Origin of the sequence: Massilibacterium senegalense, assembly GCF_001375675.1 — a bacterium.
Taxonomy (GTDB): Bacteria; Bacillota; Bacilli; order Bacillales; family Massilibacteriaceae; genus Massilibacterium; species Massilibacterium senegalense.
The window spans coordinates 1,066,795-1,089,209 of sequence record NZ_LN831786.1 but is presented as its reverse complement, the minus strand read 5'-3'; the positions used below and the strand labels follow the sequence as shown (position 1 = coordinate 1,089,209).

Annotated in this window: 22 protein-coding genes; 13 read left to right on the top strand and 9 right to left on the bottom strand. The window is 34.0% G+C overall.

Translation table 11 applies throughout. The features are described from left to right. Positions 1-42: 42 nt before the first annotated feature. The 6 genes from dnaG to BN1372_RS08850 all read left to right on the top strand — a co-directional run bounded on the left by dnaG (position 43) and on the right by BN1372_RS08850 (position 6,389). Positions 43-1,869 (top strand): DNA primase, encoded by a 1,827-nt coding sequence (gene dnaG, locus BN1372_RS08875; protein ID WP_062198674.1) that lies wholly within the window; start codon positions 43-45, stop codon positions 1,867-1,869. 45 nt (positions 1,870-1,914) lie between these two features. After that, on the top strand, positions 1,915-3,030 hold the full coding sequence (rpoD, locus tag BN1372_RS08870) for an RNA polymerase sigma factor RpoD (protein ID WP_062198672.1): 1,116 nt from the start codon (positions 1,915-1,917) through the stop codon (positions 3,028-3,030). Between the two features lie 127 nt (positions 3,031-3,157). Next, positions 3,158-3,709 carry a hypothetical protein gene (locus tag BN1372_RS08865; RefSeq protein WP_062198670.1) on the top strand — a complete coding sequence of 184 codons (552 nt, stop codon included), beginning with the start codon at positions 3,158-3,160 and terminating at the stop codon, positions 3,707-3,709. 113 nt (positions 3,710-3,822) lie between these two features. Continuing rightward, positions 3,823-4,335, top strand: a complete 513-nt coding sequence (locus BN1372_RS08860; RefSeq protein ID WP_062198667.1) for a c-type cytochrome — start codon at positions 3,823-3,825, stop codon at positions 4,333-4,335. Between the two features lie 225 nt (positions 4,336-4,560). Next, positions 4,561-5,271, top strand: coding sequence for a tRNA (adenine(22)-N(1))-methyltransferase (locus BN1372_RS08855; protein ID WP_062198665.1), 711 nt, complete (start codon positions 4,561-4,563; stop codon positions 5,269-5,271). Then, the gene (locus BN1372_RS08850; protein ID WP_062198663.1) at positions 5,268-6,389 is read left to right on the top strand and encodes a Nif3-like dinuclear metal center hexameric protein; all 1,122 of its coding nucleotides are present in this window, start codon (positions 5,268-5,270) and stop codon (positions 6,387-6,389) included. Before BN1372_RS08855 ends, BN1372_RS08850 begins: the two co-directional genes overlap by 4 nt. 90 nt (positions 6,390-6,479) lie before the next feature. Here the strand turns inward: BN1372_RS08850 and BN1372_RS08845 are convergent, their stop codons facing one another. Beyond that, positions 6,480-7,424: a 4-hydroxy-3-methylbut-2-enyl diphosphate reductase gene (locus BN1372_RS08845; protein ID WP_062198661.1), complete on the bottom strand. Its 945-nt coding sequence runs from the start codon at positions 7,422-7,424 to the stop codon at positions 6,480-6,482. A gap of 200 nt (positions 7,425-7,624) precedes the next feature. Beyond that, positions 7,625-8,086, bottom strand: a complete 462-nt coding sequence (gene vrrA / locus BN1372_RS08840) for a VrrA/YqfQ family protein (RefSeq protein ID WP_062198659.1) — start codon at positions 8,084-8,086, stop codon at positions 7,625-7,627. A gap of 130 nt (positions 8,087-8,216) precedes the next feature. Between vrrA and BN1372_RS08835 the strand changes: the two genes are divergently transcribed. Together BN1372_RS08835 and BN1372_RS08830 are read left to right on the top strand one after the other, a co-directional pair. Continuing rightward, positions 8,217-9,533, top strand: a complete 1,317-nt coding sequence (locus BN1372_RS08835; RefSeq protein WP_062198657.1) for a DEAD/DEAH box helicase — start codon at positions 8,217-8,219, stop codon at positions 9,531-9,533. A 1-nt stretch (position 9,534) separates the two neighbouring features. Continuing rightward, a complete protein-coding gene (locus BN1372_RS08830) occupies positions 9,535-10,428 on the top strand; it encodes a deoxyribonuclease IV (protein WP_062198655.1) in 894 nt (297 codons plus the stop codon). Between the two features lie 28 nt (positions 10,429-10,456). On the opposite strand, the gene BN1372_RS08825 is transcribed toward BN1372_RS08830, so the two are convergent. Next, positions 10,457-10,723 carry a DUF2624 family protein gene (locus BN1372_RS08825; RefSeq protein ID WP_062198653.1) on the bottom strand — a complete coding sequence of 89 codons (267 nt, stop codon included), beginning with the start codon at positions 10,721-10,723 and terminating at the stop codon, positions 10,457-10,459. A 66-nt stretch (positions 10,724-10,789) separates the two neighbouring features. On the opposite strand from BN1372_RS08825, the gene BN1372_RS08820 reads away from it, so the two are divergent. Continuing rightward, complete coding sequence (locus BN1372_RS08820) at positions 10,790-11,656, top strand: YitT family protein (protein ID WP_062198651.1); 867 nt, start codon at positions 10,790-10,792, stop codon at positions 11,654-11,656. A gap of 29 nt (positions 11,657-11,685) precedes the next feature. Here BN1372_RS08820 and BN1372_RS08815 read toward each other — a convergent pair whose 3' ends face one another. Both BN1372_RS08815 and ppx read right to left on the bottom strand, forming a co-directional pair. Beyond that, positions 11,686-13,812 (bottom strand): RNA degradosome polyphosphate kinase, encoded by a 2,127-nt coding sequence (locus BN1372_RS08815; protein WP_062198649.1) that lies wholly within the window; start codon positions 13,810-13,812, stop codon positions 11,686-11,688. A 26-nt stretch (positions 13,813-13,838) separates the two neighbouring features. Continuing rightward, on the bottom strand, positions 13,839-15,377 hold the full coding sequence (gene ppx / locus BN1372_RS08810) for an exopolyphosphatase (RefSeq protein WP_074018164.1): 1,539 nt from the start codon (positions 15,375-15,377) through the stop codon (positions 13,839-13,841). A gap of 299 nt (positions 15,378-15,676) precedes the next feature. Between ppx and BN1372_RS08805 the strand changes: the two genes are divergently transcribed. Beyond that, positions 15,677-16,093: a Fur family transcriptional regulator gene (locus BN1372_RS08805; protein WP_062198647.1), complete on the top strand. Its 417-nt coding sequence runs from the start codon at positions 15,677-15,679 to the stop codon at positions 16,091-16,093. A gap of 65 nt (positions 16,094-16,158) precedes the next feature. Here BN1372_RS08805 and BN1372_RS08800 read toward each other — a convergent pair whose 3' ends face one another. After that, entirely contained in the window at positions 16,159-16,749 is a 591-nt protein-coding gene (locus BN1372_RS08800; protein WP_062201226.1) for a 5' nucleotidase, NT5C type, read from the bottom strand. 127 nt (positions 16,750-16,876) lie between these two features. On the opposite strand from BN1372_RS08800, the gene BN1372_RS08795 reads away from it, so the two are divergent. Continuing rightward, positions 16,877-17,221, top strand: coding sequence for a hypothetical protein (locus tag BN1372_RS08795; protein WP_062198645.1), 345 nt, complete (start codon positions 16,877-16,879; stop codon positions 17,219-17,221). 67 nt (positions 17,222-17,288) lie between these two features. On the opposite strand, the gene ispG is transcribed toward BN1372_RS08795, so the two are convergent. Both ispG and BN1372_RS08785 read right to left on the bottom strand, forming a co-directional pair. Further along, positions 17,289-18,377: a flavodoxin-dependent (E)-4-hydroxy-3-methylbut-2-enyl-diphosphate synthase gene (gene ispG / locus BN1372_RS08790; protein WP_062198643.1), complete on the bottom strand. Its 1,089-nt coding sequence runs from the start codon at positions 18,375-18,377 to the stop codon at positions 17,289-17,291. Between the two features lie 115 nt (positions 18,378-18,492). Continuing rightward, positions 18,493-18,798: a hypothetical protein gene (locus BN1372_RS08785; RefSeq protein WP_062198641.1), complete on the bottom strand. Its 306-nt coding sequence runs from the start codon at positions 18,796-18,798 to the stop codon at positions 18,493-18,495. A 138-nt stretch (positions 18,799-18,936) separates the two neighbouring features. Between BN1372_RS08785 and BN1372_RS08780 the strand changes: the two genes are divergently transcribed. Continuing rightward, a complete protein-coding gene (locus BN1372_RS08780; protein WP_062198639.1) occupies positions 18,937-19,815 on the top strand; it encodes a DUF1002 domain-containing protein in 879 nt (292 codons plus the stop codon). Between the two features lie 116 nt (positions 19,816-19,931). After that, positions 19,932-21,617 carry a methyl-accepting chemotaxis protein gene (locus tag BN1372_RS08775; RefSeq protein ID WP_062198637.1) on the top strand — a complete coding sequence of 562 codons (1,686 nt, stop codon included), beginning with the start codon at positions 19,932-19,934 and terminating at the stop codon, positions 21,615-21,617. On the opposite strand, the gene BN1372_RS08770 is transcribed toward BN1372_RS08775, so the two are convergent. Next, on the bottom strand, positions 21,612-22,385 hold the full coding sequence (locus BN1372_RS08770; RefSeq protein WP_062198636.1) for a DUF1189 domain-containing protein: 774 nt from the start codon (positions 22,383-22,385) through the stop codon (positions 21,612-21,614). The genes BN1372_RS08775 and BN1372_RS08770 overlap by 6 nt on opposite strands. Between the last annotated feature and the right edge of the window lie 30 nt (positions 22,386-22,415).

Here is a 22,415-nt window from a genome sequence, read left to right as displayed (position 1 = left end):
AACACATCGAATATTAAATAGTTGGTACTGGTGATGGTAAACATGGGGAATTTTGTTCCAGAAGATGTAATTGAACAAGTGAGACGGTCAGTTAACATCGTGGAGGTCATATCAGAATATGTCCAATTAATAAAAAAAGGAAAAAATTATTTCGGATTATGTCCTTTCCACGGAGAAAAAACACCTTCTTTTTCAGTTTCGGAAGAAAAACAAATTTACCATTGTTTTGGTTGTGGAGCAGGGGGAAATGTTTTTTCTTTTTTAATGGAAATAGAAGGGTATAGTTTTGTGGAAGCTCTTCAAATTTTAGCAAAGCGTGCACATATTGAATTGCCAACGATAGTGTCTTCTAAGTCTTCTAGGTCTTCTGAGTCTGTTTCGAAAAAAAAACAGATTTTTGAAGCACATAAATTGTTAGCGAAGTTATATCATCATATACTAATGAATACAGAAGAAGGAGCCATCGCAAAAAAGTATTTATTAGAAGAACGACAATTCACTGAAGAAATGTTAGAACACTTCCAGTTAGGATACGCACCTGATTCTTTTGAATTTGCCAAAACATTTCTAGAACGTCGTGGTTTTACATTGGATGAGATGGTAAATGCAGGTCTTTTATCTGAAAGTGATAACGGTCATTTTTATGACAGATTTCGGCATCGTGTTATGTTTCCAATTTGGGATGCGCAAGGACAAGTTATTGCGTTCGGCGGACGAACATTAACGGACGAAAAGCCAAAGTATTTAAATAGCCCGGAAACAGAAATATTTCATAAAAGCAAAATTTTATATCATTTAAATATGGCGCGATTATCTATTCGGAAGCAAAATCAGCTCGTTTTATTTGAAGGATATATGGATGTTATTTCTGCTTATCATGCGGGAGTTGAAAATGGTGTAGCGTCCCTTGGTACATCACTAACAGAGCAACATGCGAAAATAATCCGAAGAGTAACAGACCAAGTCATTATTTGTTACGATCGTGATGATGCTGGGGTAGAAGCAACGATTCGTGCTGTTGATATATTAGAAACAGCTGGTTGTTTAGTAAAAATTGCAAAAATGCCAGATGGACTTGACCCCGATGACTACATTAAGAAGTTTGGTACAAACCAGTTTGTGACGAATGTAATAGGGGCTACAGAAACAGTGATGGCTTTTAAAATGGACATTCTTCGTAAAAATCGTCGAATGAATGATGATGCTGAACGAATGCAGTATATCGATGATGTGTTGCATGAAATTAGTAAATTAGCGAAGGCGGTTGAGCGGGAACACTATTTAAGGCAATTATCGGAGGAATTTTCGATATCGTTAGAAGCACTAAAAAATCAGCAATATCAAATTTTTCGTGCGCAAAAAAAGGATTTTCATCCGCAACATTCGAATGAGTTTAAATCGAATGTAAAGAATGTCTTTCATGAGCAAAAACCATTATTAAAAGCATATCAACGGGCAGAACGAGCACTACTTGCCCATATGCTAAAAAGTTCATATGTTGCATATAAAATACAAGAAGCTGTTGGGGGTGCATTTAATACATCAGAGCACGCGGCCATTGCTGCTAATTTATATGCCTTTTATGAAGAAGGGCATGAACCAAATTTAAGTTTATTCATTCAACGATTAAATAATCGTGAATTAGAAAAAATAGTAACAGAGATTGCAATGGAACAAGTTGCAGATGAATTAAATGATGAAGCGTTTCATGATTATGTTAATGTTGTGTTAAATGAGCCAAAGAAGTTTACAATAAAAGAAAAAGAGAGAGAATTATTGGTAGCAGAACAAGCACAAGACATTGAACGTGCAGCGCAAATTTTACAAGAAATTTGGGAATTAGAAAAAGAAATAGGTGTTAGAAAATAGCCATTACATGTTTTTAGGGTATATAGTGTGTAAGGAGGGGAACCAATGGCTGATAAACCAACTCACTCCAAAGAGGAAAAAGAGTTAACAGTTGAGCAAGTGTACGAACGATTAGTGGAAATTGGAAAAAAACGTGGTTCTTTAACGTATGAGGAAGTATCCAAACGGTTGTCTTCTTTTGAATTAGATTCTGAAAAAATGGATGAATTTTATGAGTACCTTGGTGAACAAGGAATTGAAATTGTCGAGGAAGAAGAAGATCCAGATGATGACGATGTAAAAGAAGATGAAGAAGAATTTGATTTAAATGATTTAAGTGTCCCTCCTGGAGTAAAAATAAATGATCCAGTTCGGATGTATTTAAAAGAAATAGGTCGAGTAGACTTATTAAGTGCAGAAGAAGAAATTGAACTCGCAAAAAGAATTGAAAATGGCGATGAAGAAGCCAAAAAACGCTTAGCAGAAGCGAACCTTCGTCTTGTTGTTAGCATTGCGAAACGTTATGTTGGCCGTGGGATGTTATTCCTTGATTTAATCCAAGAAGGAAATATGGGATTAATTAAAGCTGTTGAGAAATTTGATTATACAAAAGGATATAAATTTAGTACGTATGCGACATGGTGGATTCGTCAAGCAATCACGCGTGCGATTGCAGACCAAGCAAGAACGATTCGTATTCCGGTGCATATGGTGGAAACCATTAACAAACTAATCCGAGTACAACGTCAATTACTACAAGATTTAGGTCGTGAACCAATACCTGAAGAAATTGCGAAAGAAATGGATTTAACACCAGAAAAAGTTCGTGAAATTTTAAAAATAGCACAAGAACCAGTATCTTTAGAAACACCTATTGGCGAGGAAGACGACTCTCATTTAGGTGATTTCATCGAAGACCAAGATGCTACTAGTCCATCTGACGCAGCTGCATATGAGTTGCTGAAAGAACAATTAGAAGATGTGCTAGATACCTTAACAGACCGTGAAGAAAATGTCCTTCGCTTACGTTTTGGTTTAGATGATGGTCGAACTCGCACATTAGAAGAAGTTGGGAAAGTCTTCGGTGTTACGAGAGAACGTATTCGACAAATTGAAGCAAAAGCATTACGTAAACTTCGTCACCCAAGTCGCAGTAAACGATTAAAAGATTTCCTTGAATAAACCGATAATTATGAGAAAGAATAGTTTACTTCATCATGGAGTAAGCTATTTTCTTTTATCAAGAGCGTTTATATGTTAGATAGCGCCTTCTGCTTTTTTATGAAATCTTTTTAATGGGTGATAGATAATGGATGAAAAAAAGAAAATTATTATTAACGAAATACATTATTGGAAAGAAAATAAACTTCTTCCTGAAACATATTGCAACTTTTTACTCGCCCTTTATACCGGTGGAGAAAAGATAGCCGAAAAAGATAAGGAAAGAAAAACCACAATGTTTAATGGCATTCATGCTGTTTTAAGCTTCTTTTTTCTGCTTTTATTGATTGGTGTTGCTCTTGTTATATATTTTACTGACTTTTCAATTCAATTGCAAATTACTTTCGGGATTTTCGTTCTTTTGTTTTTAATAGGAATGATGATGTATTTACGCAAAAATAAATCAATCAGTTATTATGTAGCCGTCTTTATCATAGCATTGTTAATTTTGTTACTAGGAAATGAATTATTACTACGTATTGTTCCGTCTTTTTCATCGGCTGTTGTTTATTACACATTCATAAATTGTATTATTTGGATAATTTTTGGGAAAAAAGTTAAAATGAAATTTTTATCTTATGCTGGTGTAGGGGGACTGGCATTAATGGTAATTATTTTACTGTATCGACTGTTCTTTTAATGAATTTTTAAAAGAATTTTAATCGAAATGCTTTTCTATTAGGTATTTTTTCGCTACAATATAGAAGACAACTTGTCTTTATTATCGATTATTTATACATAGGGGGGAAAACGATGAAACGTAATGCCTTAATGCCTTTTGCTTTAATTGCGGTTGTTGGTATTGTTCTAATAATTGCTCTTTCTATCGTGGGTCAAGATAAATACAAAGAGCTTGTAAAAGAAAATGGTGGCGAAAAACAAACTACAGCAGCAAAAGAAGATAACGCGGCAAAAGAAGACAAAGCTGACAAAAAAGATGCAGCAAAAGAAGAAGCAACGGATGAAAACAAAGATGTAGCAAAAAAAGATGACGCAGCGAAAGAAGAAGATGCTGCTGAAGGTGAAACAGTTGCAGTTGATGCAGATGCAGCAAAAGCTACGTTGAAAACTAGTTGTGTGGCATGTCACGGTCAAAACTTAGAAGGTGGAGTAGGTCCATCTCTAAATGATGTTGGTAGTCGTTTAAGCGCGGATGAAATTGAAGAAGTGCTTAAAAACGGACGTGGAGCAATGCCTAAAGGTCTTATCAAAGGAGACGACCTTGAAAATGTTGTAGCATATCTTGCTGAACAAAAAGGAAAATAAGCAACACTAGTGGAGCACATCTAATAAACAGGAATATTTATTAGATGGCTCTTTTTTTGTGACGTTTTTTATGACAGACGAAGTACCATTTATCATTCACACTAGATTTTTTGTTTTTCACTCCTTTTCCATGATATGATAAAATAACATTTATTTTTGGATAGAATAGATGATAAAACAGTATTGTATATTGCAAATAGATTTTAATTAAAGTGGTGAAAGAAAATGAACGAACACGAACTATCTAAACGACTAGAATTGGTAGCATCTTTTATTCCAAAAGGTGCTAAGATTGCGGATATTGGTAGCGACCACGCTTATTTGCCAACATACGCTTATTTAAAAGGGTTGATACAAAAAGCCATTGCTGGAGAAGTAAATAACGGGCCGTACGAATTAGCCAAAAATCAAGTAGAAACGCTTCAATTAACGGAATATATAGATGTAAGAAAAGGAAATGGTTTGCATGTATTAAAACCAGGCGAAGTAACATGTGTAACAATTGCAGGTATGGGTGGAAGTTTAATTCGTGCTATTTTAGAAGAAGGAAAAGAAAAACTAATAGGGAACGAACGATTGATTTTACAACCAAACAATGCAAGTCAGGCAGTTAGAAAATGGTTGTTTCAAAATGAATACGAATTACTAGCAGAAATGATTCTCGAAGAAGATGAGAAAATATATGAAATACTAGTGGCTGAAAAAGGGATAGCTAACAAGCCATATGAAAAAATTGGCGAAGTTGGTATTCTAGTTGGCCCCTTTTTAGCAAAAGAGCAAAACGAGGTTTTTCAAAAAAAATGGACACAGGAATTAGAAAAATGGGAGTCTATTTTAGAACAACTAAATGAAGCAGCGGATCAAGAAAAAGTAATAGAAAAGAAACAAGAAATAACAGAGAAAATCACAAAAGTTAGGAGCGTGTTACGGTCATGAAAAAGTTTGCTAAATCACAAACCGTCATTCAACTCATTGAACAATTAGCACCAAAACATTTTGCTTATGAAGGAGATCCGATTGGCCTTCAAGTAGGATCCTATCAAAAAGAAGTAAAAAAAATATTAGTAACGTTGGATGTGTTAGAAGCTGTTGTAGATGAGGCAATTGAGCACGGAGTAGATATGATTGTTGCACATCATCCATTAATTTTTCGCCCCATTAAAAAAATTGATACGAGCACATCATATGGGCGTATGATTCAAAAGCTCTTGATTCATGATATTACTGTATATGCCGCACATACGAACTTAGATATAGCAAATGGTGGTGTAAATGATTTAATGGCGGAAGCATTAGAATTAGAAAACGTAGAAGTGTTAATTCCAACACAATCAGCCGTCTTGAAGAAATTAGTCGTCTTTGTTCCAGCATCCCATGAACAACTCGTACGAAAAGCATTAGGAGATGCAGGGGCTGGGTTTATCGGTGCATACAGTCATTGTTCTTTTTCATCAAAAGGAGAGGGACGATTTTTACCAACAAATCAAGCAAATCCTTATATCGGGGAAGTAGGAAAGTTAGAGGTAGTGGAAGAAGTTCGAATTGAAACGATTTTACCAGAGTCGATGGAGAAACAAGTCATTCGTGCGATGTTAGAGGCACACCCATATGAAGAAGTAGCATATGATTTGTATACCTTAGATCAAAAAGGTGAAATGTTCGGTCTTGGACGGTTAGGGACGTTAAACAAAGAAATGACACTCCAATCATTTGCTCACCTTGTAAAACAATCATTTGACGTAGAAGGTGTACGTGTTGTTGGAGATTTGCAAGCACCAGTAAAGAAAGTAGCTGTTTTAGGTGGCGACGGCAACAAATACATGGCAAAAGCAAAAATGCGCGGGGCCGATGTCTATGTAACGGGTGATTTATATTACCACATTGCGCATGACGCACAAGCCATTGGGCTTCATTGTGTTGACCCAGGGCACAATGTCGAAAAAGTGATGAAAAAAGGGCTTATGCATTATTTAAAACAGGAGCTAACAAAACGAAAATACGAAACCGATGTCATCCTTTCCACTGTCAAAACAGACCCATTTCAATTTCAATAAAGAAATCTTCCTTCCGTGTGATTTACACACGGAAGGGTAAGATATATGTATCCATTTCTGATTTCAAAAAAATAAAGGCACGGATAGCCCTTATTTTTTCACTCGAACTTTCGGTAAAATTTTATCTAATGTTACTTTTCGTTCTATTGTCCATGTCGATTCATCGTTTGGATCGTATTGTTCTAGGAAAGCAATTACTTCTTTCGTAATCGGTGTTGGGGTGGAAGCTCCAGAAGTAACGGCGACTTTTTGTACCTCATTTAACCATTCTAATTTTAATTCCGATAGATCGGAAATACGGTATGATTTTGTTCCAGCAATTTCTTCTGAAACTTGTGCTAAACGATTGGAGTTATTACTTCTAGGATCGCCAACAACAATCGTTAAATCTGCTTTTTTCGCTTGGTTAGCTACAGCTTCTTGTCGAAGTTGTGTTGCTAAACAAATTTCATTATGAATTTCAGCATGTGGATATCGACATTTAATCGCATTCATTAAATGAGCCACGTCCCATTGGCTCATCGTTGTTTGATTTGTTACGATAATTTTATTCGATTCAAAATTTAATGCTTTAATGTCTTCTTCTGTTTGAACGAGGTGAACGATATCTGGTGCGATTCCCACGGCTCCTTCTGGTTCGGGATGCCCTTTTTTCCCGATATAAATGATATGATAACCTTCTTGTTTTTTTTCGCGGATTAAATCATGTGTTTTCGTAACATCAGGACAAGTAGCATCTACAATGGTAAGTCCTTTATTTTTTGCTTTTTGACGCACTTCTGGTGATACACCGTGTGCGGTAAAAATAACTGTACCATGATCGATTTCATCTAATAATGCCAATCGGTCTCTTCCATCTAGTGTAATGATTCCCTCATCTGTAAAAGCATCTGTGACGTGGTGATTATGAACAATCATTCCCAAAATATAAATAGGACGAGGATAATCTTTATTTTGAGCAGCCTGACTCGCGATAACCATGGCGTCGACAACACCGTAGCAATAGCCACGTGGTGAAATTTTAATCACTTCCATATAAAAAGGCCTCCTTTAAGATAAAAGAAACATATCCTTCGCTTTTGTATGCGATAGTTTCTTTTTATTATAAAGGAGCAGTGAATGTTTGTACACTATTCTAGTCTCCTTCTTTATTAAGCAAGTCGACTGCTACAAATAATGATTTGTAACAGTCGAATGAGATATAAAATATACAAAAATAATAGGGAAATAAGTTGTTATATATAAAGTTTTGGAGTAGATGGTTTTTTTTGCTCCAGATTGGGAACAGTTTGTACAGATGTCGTTATCGGTAACGAAAGTTTTGGGATAGAACTATTGGTTCCTTTTGGATTTGGAGGATTATTTTTTTCTTCTTCAGCACTTACTGTATCATTTTTTTCTTTTCCGCTTGTTGAATTCGTTTGAAGAGTTTGCAATAATTTAATTATTTGCGGCAATTGTTTAATCACTGGACCATATTGTTGAATGATTGGTCCAACTGTTTGCGCAACTTTTAACGCTTTTTGTGTATTTTGTAATAACGAAACAAGATTCCAAGATGATTGTGGTTGAAATGGTACAGGTGCTTGTGGTGAGAATAGGGAGGACAAAAAACCGCCTGTTTTTCCAAATGGTGCCATTGGTGTATGAGTATAAGGAGCAAATGGAGATGGACTAGAAGAAAAAGGGAATTTCATTTGACTTAGCTCCTTCCTGTTCTTCATGTTCATTATAAGATATGTTATAAAGAGATAATTGGTCACCTTCAAGTGACATTTTGTTTTCTAACGTTGTATCATAAGGTACAATATAAAAAGGAGGCTATTTATGAACGAACAATTTTTTTCAAACGGTACATTACACAATTATTTATTACAATCTATTCGCAAACAAGGTTTTCAAAAACCAACTTTTATTCAAGAACGGTTATTCCCAACGATTATCAAAGGGCAAGATGCCATTGGACAATCACAAACTGGAACAGGAAAAACACTTGCTTATTTATTGCCATTAGTGCAAAAAATAAATCCACAAGTAGACGAAATTCAAGTCATTATTGCGACACCTACACGTGAACTAGCAAGACAAATATACGGGGAATTTCAAAAGTTAATGGAGTTTGCGAAGGAAGAAGAAAAAATATCAGCAAAATTAATTATTGGCGGAACAGATCGGCTTCGAGAACAAGAAAAATTGCATCAAAAGCAACCGCAGTTAATAATAGGATCACCAGGAAGAATCAAAGATTATATTTCGAAACAATATCTTTTATCATATACTGCTTTTTCTTTCGTAGTAGATGAAGCGGATATGATGTTAGATATGGGCTTTTTAGAAGATGTAGACTATATCGCAAAAAGTATAAATGAGTCTGCACAATTGCTTGTGTTTTCTGCAACGATTCCTGAACCTTTAGAACCATTTTTAAAGAAATATATGAATCAGCCAAAATTTGTCCAAGTTCCTAAAAAAGAAACTGCAAATCAAAATGTAGAACATTGGGCAATCTCATTGCGTCATCGCGATAGAAACGAAGTCGTATTATCGATGATGGAAAAAACAAATCCGTTTTTAGCGCTCGTATTTACGAATACAAAAGTTGAAGCAAATCAATTATATCGTGACGCATTAGAAAAAGGATGGAATGTTGGGATTCTACACGGAGGATTAGCTGCGAGAGAGCGTAAAAAAGTGATGAAAGAAATCCATGATTTAAAATACCAATACGTGATTGCAACAGATCTTGCAGCGCGTGGAATCGACATCAAAGGAGTAAGTCACATTTTTAGCGTTAGTTTCCCGAAAGATTTAGATTTTTATATTCATAGAAGCGGGCGAACTGGACGAGGAAATTATACAGGTATCTGCATTTCAATATACGACGATACAGATGGTGATCATTTAGATCAATTAGAAAAAAGAGGCGTCTATTTTCACTATTATGAATTTAAAAATGGTGAATTTACAAAATCTGAAAGAAGACGTCGAAAAGCAAAACCACGACAAGGAATAAATGAGGAAGCACCTTCTATTCGTTTGCCTAAGAAATCAAAAAAAGTAAAACCAGGCTATAAGAAAAAACACCGAGAACAAGTAGAAAAAGCCATAAAAAAAGCAAGTCGAAAGAAGTACAGGGGGAAATAACATGTTGAAACTAGGTTCACACGTATCAATGAGTGGAAAAAAAATGCTGCTTGCTTCAAGTGAAGAAGCAGTTTCTTACGGTGCAAATACATTTATGATTTATACAGGGGCACCTCAAAATACACGTCGTAAGCCAATAGAAGAGTTAAATATTGAAGCGGGAATGCAACATATGAAAGAGCATAAGATCGATGAAATCATCGTACACGCTCCGTATATTATTAATATTGCAAATACAACTAATAACGCAACATTCGAATTAGGTGTTCGATTTTTAGCAGAAGAAATTAAACGAACAGAGGCTATTGGAGCAAAACAAATTGTCCTTCATCCAGGCGCACATGTTGGTGCAGGTGCAGATGTTGGGATTAAACGAATTATTGAAGGATTGAATGAAGTACTTACGAAAGAACAAACAGTGCAGATTGCCTTAGAAACAATGGCAGGAAAAGGTAGTGAATGTGGACGTACATTCGACGAGTTAGCGAAAATTATCGATGGTGTTACATATAACGAAAAGTTATCGGTTTGTTTCGATACGTGTCACACACATGATGCCGGTTACAATATTGTGGAAGATTTTGATGGTGTATTAAATGAATTTGATAAAGTGATTGGTGTTGACCGCATTAAGGTGCTTCATATTAATGATAGTAAAAATGAAAGAGGAGCAGCAAAAGACCGTCATGAAAATATCGGATTCGGTCATATCGGTTTTGACGCATTAGCAAAAGTTGTGCATCATCCTCAATTACAAGAAATACCTAAAATTTTAGAAACGCCGTATGTTGGAGAAGATAAAAAAAATAAAAAGCCTCCATATAAGTTTGAAATTGAAATGTTACGAAATCAATCATTTGATACAGATGTTTTAACAAAGATTGCAAACCAATAAGACAGTTGAGTAAATCAACTGTCCTTTTTCAAAATAACAACGTTACATATGGTTGAATCATTTTTTTAAGTACTTCTGTATTTTTTTCACCAATCGACTGTTCTAGCAAATAAAAAAAGTGCTCTAAATCTTCTTTTGAATGTAAGTGATGAAGGTGACCATAAAAAAGCGTCAGGGCAGTGTTTGCTTCTTTTTCGGATAAGATAACGTTGTGTTTTTGCCCAAGTTGAATCACATCTTGAACGGTTAACGATTGTACTTTTTGCAATAACCATTGTTCAATAAATGGTTTCATACTAATCGCTCCTTTTTTGATTAGTATATGGGACGGAGAAAAAAATGTGTCAAAAGGAAGATGTCTATGGATGAAAAACAACATAAAAAAGAAACATTCTCCTCGATTTTATTTCGAATGTTTATGATGGCTTTTGGTGCAACACTTGCTTCCTTATCTATTAAAGCATTTTTAGTACCGAATAATATTATCGATGGAGGAATTATTGGTATTTCTCTTATTTTAGATTACATAAGCCCGTTATCATTCAGTTTACTCGTTCTATTATTAAATATTCCATTTATGTATAGCGGCTATAAACATATTGGGAAAACATTTGTTTTTTCGACGTTGTTTTCAATTGTTTGTTTATCGATTGCAGATATGTTATTTACAAATATAGAATCATTTACGAATGAAAATATTTTAGCTACTGTTTTTGGGGGGCTTGTTCTCGGAGCAGGAGTGGGGCTCGTCATTCGTTATGGTGGATCATTAGATGGTACTGAAATTTTAGGAATTTTATTAACAAAACGACTTCCATTTTCTGTAGGTGAATTCGTTATGTTTATGAATATTTTTATTTTTACTTGGGCCGGGTTTGTGTTTGGACCAGAAAAGGCGATGTATTCAGTCATGACGTATTATATTGCATATAAAACAATTGATACAGTTATTCAAGGGTTAGATGAAACGAAGGCTATTATGATTGTTTCAGAGAAGCACGACGAAATATCAGAAGGCATTTTGCATCGTTTAGGACGTGGTACAACAAAGTTAAAAGCAAAAGGTGGATATACGGATAAAGAAACAGAAGTAATTTATGCAGTATGTACACGGTTAGAAGTAATGAAATTGAAAAAGATTGTCTATGAAACAGACCCCAATGCCTTTTTAACAATTATGAGTACACAAGAAACGAGAGGCGGTCGTTTCAAATCTCCTATTCATTAAAAAAACTCTAGCGTGATGCTAGAGCTTTTTTAATGATTTTCACTATATTCGCAAGCTTCCTCATATAAAATTTCTTGTGAATTTATCGGTTTTTCGCCTTCCCTACTAGGAACATATTGGTATTCCCCATTAGCATTTTGTTCACGGGCTTTTACGTTATCTGCTAATTGAAGTTTTAATAATTTTTTAAGTCTAGATTTTATTAAATGATCATAGACAGGGAAAAGAATTTCTACACGTTTTTCCATGTTTCTTGTCATCCAATCAGCTGATGATAAGAAGATTTTTTCTTTTCCTTGGTTACGGAAATAAAAAATACGACTATGTTCTAATAAACGTCCAACAATGCTTCTGACAGTAATATTTTCGCTTACACCAGGTATTTGTGGACGTAAACAACAAATACCACGTACGATAAGGTCAATTTTTACTCCTGCTTGTGAAGCTTCATATAATTTTAAAATAATCTTTTTGTCGGTTAAAGAGTTCATTTTTGCGATAATATATCCATTGCCTTTTTCCTTATGAGATGTAATTTCTTGATCAATTAATTCCAAAAATGTATCGCGTATTTGGAATGGAGCAGTTGAAAAATGGTTCCATTTTGGTTTTTCTGAATAACCGCTTAAATAATTAAAAAAATTAGTAGCATCGACACCAAACGTCTCATCTGCTGTAAAAAGACCGATATCTGTATATAATTTTGCTGTCTGATCGTTATAGTTCCCAGTACTTAAATGGACAAACCGTTGAATTTTTGCCGTTACTGGTTCTTGGCGAACGACCAGTGTAATTTTACTATGGGTTTTTAAATTATTAAAGCCATAAATAACATGAACGCCATTTTTCTCCAACATTCTTGCCCATTGAATATTATTTTCTTCATCAAATCGTGCTTTTAATTCTACTAAAACCGTAACTTGTTTCCCGTTTTCAGCAGCACGCGCCAATGCTTGCACAATAGGAGAATTGCCACTCACGCGATATAATGTTTGTTTAATCGCGAGTACATGTGGATCATCCGTTGCCTGATCAATAAAGTCAATGACTGGCTGAAAAGATTCATATGGATGATGTAATAAAATATCATGTTTTAAAATATCATCAAAAATATTTTCACTTTGAATACCTTGTGCTGGTTGAGGAATAAAAGAATCGTTTACTAAATATTCAAAGTCAGATTCTAAGGTTCCATAAAATTTAAATAAAAATGTGAAGTCAATTGGACCGTCTACTTTGTACACATCTTTTTCGTGTATTTCTAATACTTCCATTAAATAATCTAATACTTCTGGATCCATTGAATTTTTTTGTATTTCTAAACGAACGGCAGCTCCCCATTTTCGTTTCTTTAATTCTTTTTCAATCACACGTAATAAGTCCCGTGCACCTTCTTCATGAATTGTTAAATCGGCATTCCGAGTAATCCGAAACGGTGAAGCACTAACGACTGTATATCCACTAAATAACTTATACGTAAAATGACGAATGACATCCTCTAATAAAATAAATTGGCGTTTATCTTCTTTGTTTGGTAATTCAATAAACCGTGTTAACACAGCTGGAACTTGAACTAAAGCAAAGTTTAGTTCGCTTTGGCCGCTTCTTTCGTTTTGAAGCATCACCGCTAAATTTAAACTTTTATTTAATAACATCGGAAAAGGACGATAAGCATCAATCGCCATTGGTGTTAATACCGGAAAAATTTGATAATCAAATTTATATTCTAAAAAGGTAAGTTGTTCTTCTGTTAATTGTGATGTATCTACAAATTCAATTTTTTCTTTTTGCAAAAGAGGTACTAACACTTGATTATACGTTTCATATTGAAGGTTAATTAATGTATGATTTTTTTTCGAAATAGCATTTAGTTGTTGTTTAGGTGTCATACCAGCCTTATTTTCAGGCAAATTGAATCCGGCGCGGACTTGGTCTTTTAAACCAGCGACACGAACCATAAAAAACTCATCTAAATTGGAGCTAAAAATAGCCAAAAATTTTAATCGTTCTAATAACGGATTACGTTCATCGATAGCTTCTTGTAACACACGTTCATTAAACGCTAACCAACTTAACTCACGATTGTTGTAATAAATAAGGCTACTTAAATCTGGTTGTTGTTCATCTAATTCTTGTCGTTCTTGAGAATAATCCATTATGCTTCAACCTTTCTGTTTTTAATTTATGATTCTTGAAGAAGAAAATGTATGTTGATCTTGCATTGAAGCGAACGTTCTAAATGCTTTTTATGTTTTAATGCGTTTTGTTCTTCAAATGTATAATCACCCTGGCATGTAATCGAAAAGTTTAGTTCGGATTGCATGTGTTGGTGAATGGTAATAGTTAAAACAATTCCACGTCTCGTATGGTTAAGAGCATTTAAAAATTTTAACATACTACCAAGTAGTTCTAAGTGATCTACTTCTTTTTCGGTTAATAACGATTTGTAAGGAGATAAATAATTCATCATAATAGCTTTTGATTTAAAAGAAGCGACACAAGCAATTTTTAAACGTAATAAGTGGTCAAATCCATCTAAAGAACGGTTTGTAAGCAAGTAAAAAGTATGTTGGCTACTAGAAGCCTTATCTATGTATTCCCCAAATTGAACGAGTTTTGTGCTTTTAAATAAAATTTCTTTTTCTTCTTTCGTAAATACTTGAATCTTCTTTGCTTCACATTCTTCGATAAATACGCGTGCTAAATGAAGGAGGTGAGAAGTGTGCTTTGTATCAATTTCATAATCTTTTGAGAGTTGAAATAGTGTTTCATTTGCAACACTGGGGAAAAATTTTAATTGTAATTGTTTTAAAATTTCCTCATAAAAAATACCTTCTCGTAATCCTTTGTTACTCATCATAAAAGATGTGGCATTCACAACATCGACTAAAGTGTAGATGGCTTCGATTGCGGGAATGATAATATCTGCTCGATCTTTTGATAGACCATCTAATTTTTGGCGTTCTGTTAACGGTGTTGCCATCAGTCTTTGGTTTATCTTCTTAATATCTGCAGGGTTTATGTAATATTGATGTAATCCAAACAATGGATAATTTGTTTTAGATTGATGAAGCCTTGTTAAATTTCGGGCACTCCCTCCGATACCGATGACCGGAACTTTCTTATTTTTTACCCATTGCAATGTTGAAAACTGTGTACGCAAAAAAGTAGAAAGCTGTTTTAATTCAGTATCAGTTGGTTCATTTCCTAAAATAAATTGTCTTTTTAACGTAATTGCCCCGAAAGGAAAACTGTGGGAATTTATTAATTCACGGCCTTTCATATATGTGACCTCGGTACTACCACCACCAATATCTATTGTAATGCCTTCTGTTACATTTGTTGAATTTACTACGGCTAGATATCCATAGTATGCTTCTTCTTGACCACTTAGTACACGAAAGTCAAAGATGGTTTCTTGTTTGATTTGTTCTAAGACATTTTTTTTATTTTGAGCAGAACGAATAGCTGCTGTGGCAATGCCTTTTACATCAGAAACATGGTGGTGTATAACAATTGGTTCAAAGCGTTTTAACGCATCAATCACAATTCGTATTCCTTCTGATGTAATATCTCCATTTGCTTCAATGTGATTAGCTAAGCGCGCGATAACTTTTAAATTATACAATTCTTTGTATCGTCCATTTTGTTCAATTTTAAAAATGACAAGACGAATAGAGTTTGATCCTAAATCAATAATTCCAATTTTTTTTTCAATCATAGGCCCCATCCTTTATATACAAATCCAATCATGTAGTCCGCCACTTATTAACGGATATCTATATATCATCTTATACTTCTTTACCCCTTATCTAATAGTAGCAAAACACATCATCATAAAATGTTACTGTATTTATTTTATATCAATTTTATAGTAGATGCTTAGTAAATAATGTTAAGATTTTGTAAAGGTGGAGAAATGGTTAAGAGAAAATGTTTACGAATTGGTCCTTCTGGTAGTTATAAAAAAAACAGTGTATACTAAATGTATGATTGTACTGATTAAGAGGAGGAATCGATGTGACCGTCGATGAAGCCATTGCGATTTTAAAAAAAAATGGATATAAACAAACTGATAAAAGAGAAGATATTTTACGGTTATTTCGCAATGATAAACGATATATATCCGCAAAAGAAGTACTAAATAAATTAAAAGAACAATATCCAGGATTAAGTTTCGATACGATTTATCGCAACTTATCTCTGTTTGCTGAATTAGGTATTTTAGAAGTGACAGAATTAGAAGGAGAAAAAAAATTTCGCTTTACTTGTTCGGTGGATCATCATCACCACCATTTCATTTGTTTAACTTGTGGGAAAACGAAGCAAATTGACCATTGTCCGATGGAAATTATTTCAGATGAACTAGATGAATTTGAAATAATTGGTCATAAATTTGAGGTTTACGGAACATGTAAAGAATGCAAAAAAAAATGAAGAAATCCTCCATTAGTGGGGATTTTTATACTTTCCCCACTAATGGTTAGGTGCACTTATTCTCCTTATCGTAAGAGGTTTTTTGCTGGTTGAAAGAATTGTTCGACTGTTTGCTCTGCTTCGTCCCATGCGGAAACACGGAATACGTTTTTAGGAGTAGGGAGTCGGTTGTATGGGGTATCAAATAAAATGACAGGAATACCGCATTCTTCTGCAATATTACATGCATTTTCATGTTTGTCTTCAAAAAAAATGTCTAAATCATATTCCTTCACAACTTCTACTTTATTTCGTTCTCCAACACATTCAATTTTATTGTAGGGAATCATATGTTTTTCAAACCATGAATAAGTAGTTGGTAATAAATGTTCCCTCCGTGCACTTATATAAAATAACTCATGTTGTTTTTCCCAATTGTTTAAAATTTTTTTGGTGTTTTTTGAAAATAGAGGAGCATTTTCATAAATTGTCGGTTCATTTTGATCCATCCATTCCCAAAATTTTTTTTCACTAATCCCAAGAGCAACAGATAGACTATATTCCGTTATATCTTCAAGGGTTAACGTTTTATTAAATGCCTTGTTAATATATGGAATAAACGTATGAGGGCTTGTTACAGTTCCATCAATGTCTAATCCAAATTTTTTTCGTTTCATATAACATACACTCCCAAAATTCTCATCGATTGGATAAAGGTGTCGATAAGACAAACCATTCCCTCCTACATTTTATCATAAAATGAACCATACTAAGAGGGAAAACAAAAGAAAGGAGTGATTTTTTATGGCGGAAAATGCATTTGGAGAAAAAACAAATAAAGCACCTCGTGTGGAAACTCATAATGAAGAGTTTGCAGCTGAAGGAGCAGTAAACCGTTCTCCGATTGATACAATTCAAGATCGAGATATAGATACACGTGGGGAAGAAACTGCAGGACGTGGGTGGGCTATTTTTGGCATTGTTTTATCGATTATTGCCTTTTTTATGGCACCAGTTTTCTTTGGAGCAGCAGGGATTATTTTAGGATTTATCGGTCGACGTCGAGGGGCTATTAGTTTAGGAACATGGGCTATTGGACTTGGGATTGTTGCCATTATTTGGCGCTATGCAATTGGACCACTTATATAAAAAAAATCGGAGTGAATGTAGCCTGCACCGTTTTGAAAGGATGGGGCATCATTCACTCCGATTGCTTTTATAAGTTTTTTGCTTCGTATTCTTTTGCTAATTGATCAATTTCCTTTTTTAATTCCTCTACCATTTGTTCTTCTGGTACTTTACGAATGATTTGACCGTGGCGAAATAATAACCCTTCTCCACGTGCCCCAGCTATTCCGATATCTGCTTCTTTTGCTTCTCCCGGGCCGTTAACGGCACAACCTAAAACAGATACTTTGATTGGAGCTTTTATTTTTGAAATATATTTTTCGACTTCATTGGCAATAGAAATTAAATCAATTTCAATTCGGCCACACGTTGGACAAGAAACAAGTGTAGCAGCATTGGAAAGTAATCCAAATGATTTTAACAATTCACGAGCTACTTTTACTTCTTCTACTGGATCTGCACTTAACGATACACGCATCGTATTTCCAATGCCTTTACTTAAAATAGCGCCTAATCCAGCAGCACTCTTTATTGTCCCTGAAAAAAGAGTTCCGCTTTCGGTAATCCCTAAATGTAACGGATAATCAAACGTTTGTGCAGCTTTTTCATACGCCTCAATTGCTAAATTCACATCGCTTGCTTTCATGGACACGATAATGTCATGGAAATCAAGATCTTCTAAAATTTTAATATGATGAAGAGCACTTTCAACCATTCCGTCAGCAGTCGGGTAGCCATACTTTTCAAGAATTCGTTTTTCTAAAGAACCAGCATTTACTCCAATACGAATTGGAATCCCACGTTCTTTTGCAGCTTTTACGACAGCTTCTACTTTTTCGCGTTTCCCAATATTTCCAGGGTTAATACGAATTTTATCTGCCCCGCCTTCAATTGCTTTTAACGCTAATTTGTAATCAAAATGAATATCCACTACTAGTGGAATCGAAATTTGCTTTTTAATATCTGCAATTGCTTCTGCTGCTCGCATATCTGGGCACGCCACTCGGACAATTTGACAGCCCGCTTCTTCTAAACGATGAATTTCTTTTACAGTAGCTTCAACATCATGCGTCTTTGTTGTTGTCATACTTTGAATGATAACTTGATTATTTCCGCCTATGGTTAAATTTCCAACTTTGACGGGACGCGTTTTTGTTCGATGGGTAATCTCCTTCATCAAAAATCGCTCCTTTTAATGGTTCATTGTTAAAAACAATGTATGATATCACTTTCTACATTATAAAGTAGAATATTCATTTTTAGAAGGATAAAAACTTGATGAAGAATCTTCCTTATTCATAAATAGGAAATTTATATTTTTGATGAGCGGAGATAGCATCTGGTTTTATTCCATTATTAAGCGTTTCAAAGTCACGTTTAATTTGTGCATCTGAAACGGTTATCTTATCAGTGTGAAGTTGTTTTACGATTGATAATACAGTGCCACCAGGGGGAACGACAACAATTCGGTATGGTTGTGTGTGTTCGGTAGTGGATGATTGTTTCTGTTCAAATACGTGTAACGATCCATTCGTTAAATCATAATGAACAGAATGAATAAGGACAACGAATAATAAAAAAATAATTATTTTTTTCAACTTGTCCCACTCCCTTCATATAATTATCATATGAATAAAAAACATATGTTATGATGAGAGGGGGATGTATCATAAAAAAAGTTCTTCCAAACGAAGAAATAATTAAGAACTGAAATTTTGGAAAAGGAGAAGTAAAAGATGAATAAGAAGTGGGTAATGATTTCCATATTCTTTTTAGTTGCTACTTTATTTATGGTTCCACGTAGTGTATTTGCAGATGCTGCGGTTGGAGATACGATTATTACATTAGGAGAAAACTTAACAGAAGAACAAAAACAATCGATTTTAAATGAAATGAATGCAGATGAGAATGCAACTATTATTACGGTATCAAATGCAGAAGAACATAAATATTTAGGAAATTATATTAGTAAATCTCAAATTGGTTCAAGAGCTATTTCATCTTCTAAAATAACATTGAAAGAAAAAGGTTCAGGTATTCAAGTAAAAACAAATAATATTAACTGGGTCACAGAAGAAATGTATGCAAATGCACTAATTACGGCTGGTGTAAAAGATGCGGATGTATACGTGACTGCTCCATTTAGTGTTTCTGGGACAGCTGGATTAACTGGATTGATTAAAGCATATGAAGAAACAACAAATCAAACGATTCCAGAAGAACAAAAGCAAGTAGCGAATGAAGAAATGGTTCGTACAGCAGAACTGAGCGACCGAATCGGAGCGGATCAAGCATCCGAATTAATGACGCGTATTAAAGAAGAAATTGCTGAAAATCCACCAGCAACAAAAGAAGATTTACGAAGTTTAATTCAGCGAATAGCCCAAGATTTGGGGATTACATTGACTGAAGAAGAATTAAATCAATTAGTAGAATTGTTTAATAAAATGAAAGATTTGAATATTGATTGGGATCAAGTAAAAACACAATTAACAGATTTAAAAGATAATTTAAACGAAGTGTTAAATAAAGAAGAGACACAAAATTTCTTAGAGAAAATCATCGATTGGTTTATCCAATTAATTGATAAAATTAAAGCATTCTTTAGTAAGTAATATAGTAGGCATAGGAGGGAACTCTTATGCCTACTTATTTTTGTGCCTATTTTCTTTACAAATAATTAATACTTCCTTTACTTTTGGCTGTCATAATCAAACGTGAGGTGATTAACATGGATGAACAAGCACAACGGAAAGATAGCTTTTTTCATACTTTACGCTTACGAACACAACTGTTGCTTGTTTTTTTACTATTATTTATTTCGAGCTTGACAGTAGTTGGGGCAATAGGATATTTCCAAACAAAAAATACGATTGATACAATTATGGAAAATCGTCTTAAACGAGAAGTTGTGATGATGAATGATACGATCCAAAATATTAAATATGCATATGTAAACAATGATGATTTATTTGATCAACAAGTGAAAAAAATTTCCCGTGTACAGATAGTGAATTTAATGCAGGAAGGAATTCGTTCGGATGCTTATTTATTAAAAGATAATCAATTAGAATCGTTAAGTAACAAAAAGACAATCGATTCATCATTTGCTAAAAAAATTTCTAAGCAATCAGGTGAATCATCTGGGGATGTCTTTTATGTTACTAATAATTCGATAGATTATACGATTACAACGAAAAAAATACAAGAGTTAAATGGATATTATGTATTGGTGACAGAAACGAAAAGTTATCTAACAGGACTCGAACAACAAAAGAAATATACTATGATGGTTGTTTTTGTTAGCATGTTCATTGGATCTATTGTTATGATTTTTTTTGTAAGAAAAGTAACGGAACCTTTATTGAAATTACGACAAGTGATGAAAGCAGTTAGAAACGGTGATTTACATAGGTTTGTAGAGGTTACCCCATCTTCTAAAGAGATTAAATCATTAATGATTAGTTTTAACCAAATGCTTTTACATATGAAACAAATGATTGAACGAATGGAGCAAACAACGTCTTGTTTAAATAAAACGAGTAATCGTTTGCAAAACGCGTATTATGAAACGAATGATTCGAATGAAACATTGCTAGAAATAATTGATAATGTAGATAGCACTGTACAAAAAAGTGTACAGAAATCACATGAGCATCTTGAAAAATTAGCATTAATTTCAAACTCCTCTTCTCAATTAGTGCATCATATCGAAGGAATGGTCGTCAATCATACGCAAATGAACAAATCGGCTATTAGCGGGGAAGAAGAAGTAAAACGAATGTCTTGTGAAATTGCATCATTTATGGAGAAATTTTATCAAGTAGAGCAAACAATCAACCACATTAATCATTTTTCAAAAGAAATCACTTCCGTTGTGGAGTGGATTCAGATGATTTCTGAACAAACCCACTTATTAGCATTAAATGCTACTATAGAGGCAACGCATGCTGGAGAAGCAGGAAAAGGTTTTATTGTTGTCGCAAAAGAGGTTCAAAAACTAGCAACAGAATCGAAAACGGCCACAAAAAAAATAGCAGAAACGGTTCATCATATGCTAGATGTTACATCGAAAATAACAATAGAAGTAGAACAAATGAAAGAAGAGTTAATGGAGTATAAACAAACGACAAAGCAAACAGAAGTCGTTTTCAATACGTTAATTCAGGCGATTAAACAAATGAATCATGAAATGGTAGAAGTTGAAAAAATGGTGGATCAATTCCAATGTGTTTTACCAGAGGTTTTAAAATCAATGGAACAAGTGAAAGAAACATCAGAACAAACGTTACAACAATCGGTGAAAATGAAGTGGATTTCGAAAGAGCAAGAAAAACAATTTCAACAAACAAATGCTATCGGAAAAGAATTATTCACCATTAGTGAAGGATTAATGAAACAACCGACATCGTCATGATGTCGGTTGTTTTGTTGGTTTGGGAAGAGATAGAATGGACATGCTTACCATCACGATTGCGCTAACAAGGTAAATAATAAATAAAGTGACAGAATCAATTCCAAAGTAAGGAAAAATAGAAGTAAACAGTGTTGGTAATGTTAAGGCAAAAGTAGTTAAAATCCATATCTGCTTTCCATTTATTTTTCGATGTGCGATTTTGGAAAATAAATAACCTAAAAGTGCAAATACAGCAATGAGGATAAATTGGTTAAATGTTGTTAAAAGATAAATAAATACAATTAATAATGTTACTAATAAATAAACGAAGCCCATTGAGTTATTAAAAAAACTTTTAACATCTTGAGACGTAATTGTTGGCGGTAGCATATCATAAGAAAAGTTTCTAGCTTTTCCTTGTTCATAAATAATAAATTGATTTTTTAAAATAATGACCCCATATTTTGGAGGAGCAATATCCTTTGGCATATCAGTTTCTACTGGAAAAAAAGCAATAGTGCTTCCGTTTTTTTCATCTACAAATGAATCTTTGGAAGAAGTATGAAGTTCACCATCTACAATTTTTAAATCACCAATTGTATTCAGAGTTCGTGTAACTTCATTTGAAAATACATTTGTTGCTACATAAATCATGATGTATTGTGGAATCGAAAAAAGAAAAACAATGAGAAATGTATAACCAATAGCTCGCCCCATAGAATGAAAACGAAAACGACTAATTATTTTGGGGGAATACAAACTTTTTATAAGTTGAATAAAAATATTCATAGAAACCTCCTTATTTCATGCAATATTTCT

Excerpts from the sequence above, each read along its gene's own strand:
- vrrA (WP_062198659.1), bottom strand. The coding sequence starts at position 8,086 with ATGAAATTCCCTTTTTCTTCTAGTCCATCTCCATTTGCTCCTTATACT.
- rpoD (WP_062198672.1), top strand. The coding sequence starts at position 1,915 with ATGGCTGATAAACCAACTCACTCCAAAGAGGAAAAAGAGTTAACAGTT.
- BN1372_RS08800 (WP_062201226.1), bottom strand. The coding sequence starts at position 16,749 with ATGAAACGAAAAAAATTTGGATTAGACATTGATGGAACTGTAACAAGC.
- BN1372_RS08860 (WP_062198667.1), top strand. The coding sequence starts at position 3,823 with ATGAAACGTAATGCCTTAATGCCTTTTGCTTTAATTGCGGTTGTTGGT.
- BN1372_RS08825 (WP_062198653.1), bottom strand. The coding sequence starts at position 10,723 with ATGAAACCATTTATTGAACAATGGTTATTGCAAAAAGTACAATCGTTA.
- BN1372_RS08830 (WP_062198655.1), top strand. The coding sequence starts at position 9,535 with ATGTTGAAACTAGGTTCACACGTATCAATGAGTGGAAAAAAAATGCTG.
- BN1372_RS08850 (WP_062198663.1), top strand. The coding sequence starts at position 5,268 with ATGAAAAAGTTTGCTAAATCACAAACCGTCATTCAACTCATTGAACAA.
- BN1372_RS08775 (WP_062198637.1), top strand. The coding sequence starts at position 19,932 with ATGGATGAACAAGCACAACGGAAAGATAGCTTTTTTCATACTTTACGC.
- BN1372_RS08855 (WP_062198665.1), top strand. The coding sequence starts at position 4,561 with ATGAACGAACACGAACTATCTAAACGACTAGAATTGGTAGCATCTTTT.
- ispG (WP_062198643.1), bottom strand. The coding sequence starts at position 18,377 with ATGAAGGAGATTACCCATCGAACAAAAACGCGTCCCGTCAAAGTTGGA.
- BN1372_RS08780 (WP_062198639.1), top strand. The coding sequence starts at position 18,937 with ATGAATAAGAAGTGGGTAATGATTTCCATATTCTTTTTAGTTGCTACT.
- BN1372_RS08865 (WP_062198670.1), top strand. The coding sequence starts at position 3,158 with ATGGATGAAAAAAAGAAAATTATTATTAACGAAATACATTATTGGAAA.
- BN1372_RS08820 (WP_062198651.1), top strand. The coding sequence starts at position 10,790 with ATGGATGAAAAACAACATAAAAAAGAAACATTCTCCTCGATTTTATTT.
- BN1372_RS08770 (WP_062198636.1), bottom strand. The coding sequence starts at position 22,385 with ATGAATATTTTTATTCAACTTATAAAAAGTTTGTATTCCCCCAAAATA.
- BN1372_RS08845 (WP_062198661.1), bottom strand. The coding sequence starts at position 7,424 with ATGGAAGTGATTAAAATTTCACCACGTGGCTATTGCTACGGTGTTGTC.
- BN1372_RS08795 (WP_062198645.1), top strand. The coding sequence starts at position 16,877 with ATGGCGGAAAATGCATTTGGAGAAAAAACAAATAAAGCACCTCGTGTG.
- BN1372_RS08815 (WP_062198649.1), bottom strand. The coding sequence starts at position 13,812 with ATGGATTATTCTCAAGAACGACAAGAATTAGATGAACAACAACCAGAT.
- dnaG (WP_062198674.1), top strand. The coding sequence starts at position 43 with ATGGGGAATTTTGTTCCAGAAGATGTAATTGAACAAGTGAGACGGTCA.
- ppx (WP_074018164.1), bottom strand. The coding sequence starts at position 15,377 with ATGATTGAAAAAAAAATTGGAATTATTGATTTAGGATCAAACTCTATT.
- BN1372_RS08835 (WP_062198657.1), top strand. The coding sequence starts at position 8,217 with ATGAACGAACAATTTTTTTCAAACGGTACATTACACAATTATTTATTA.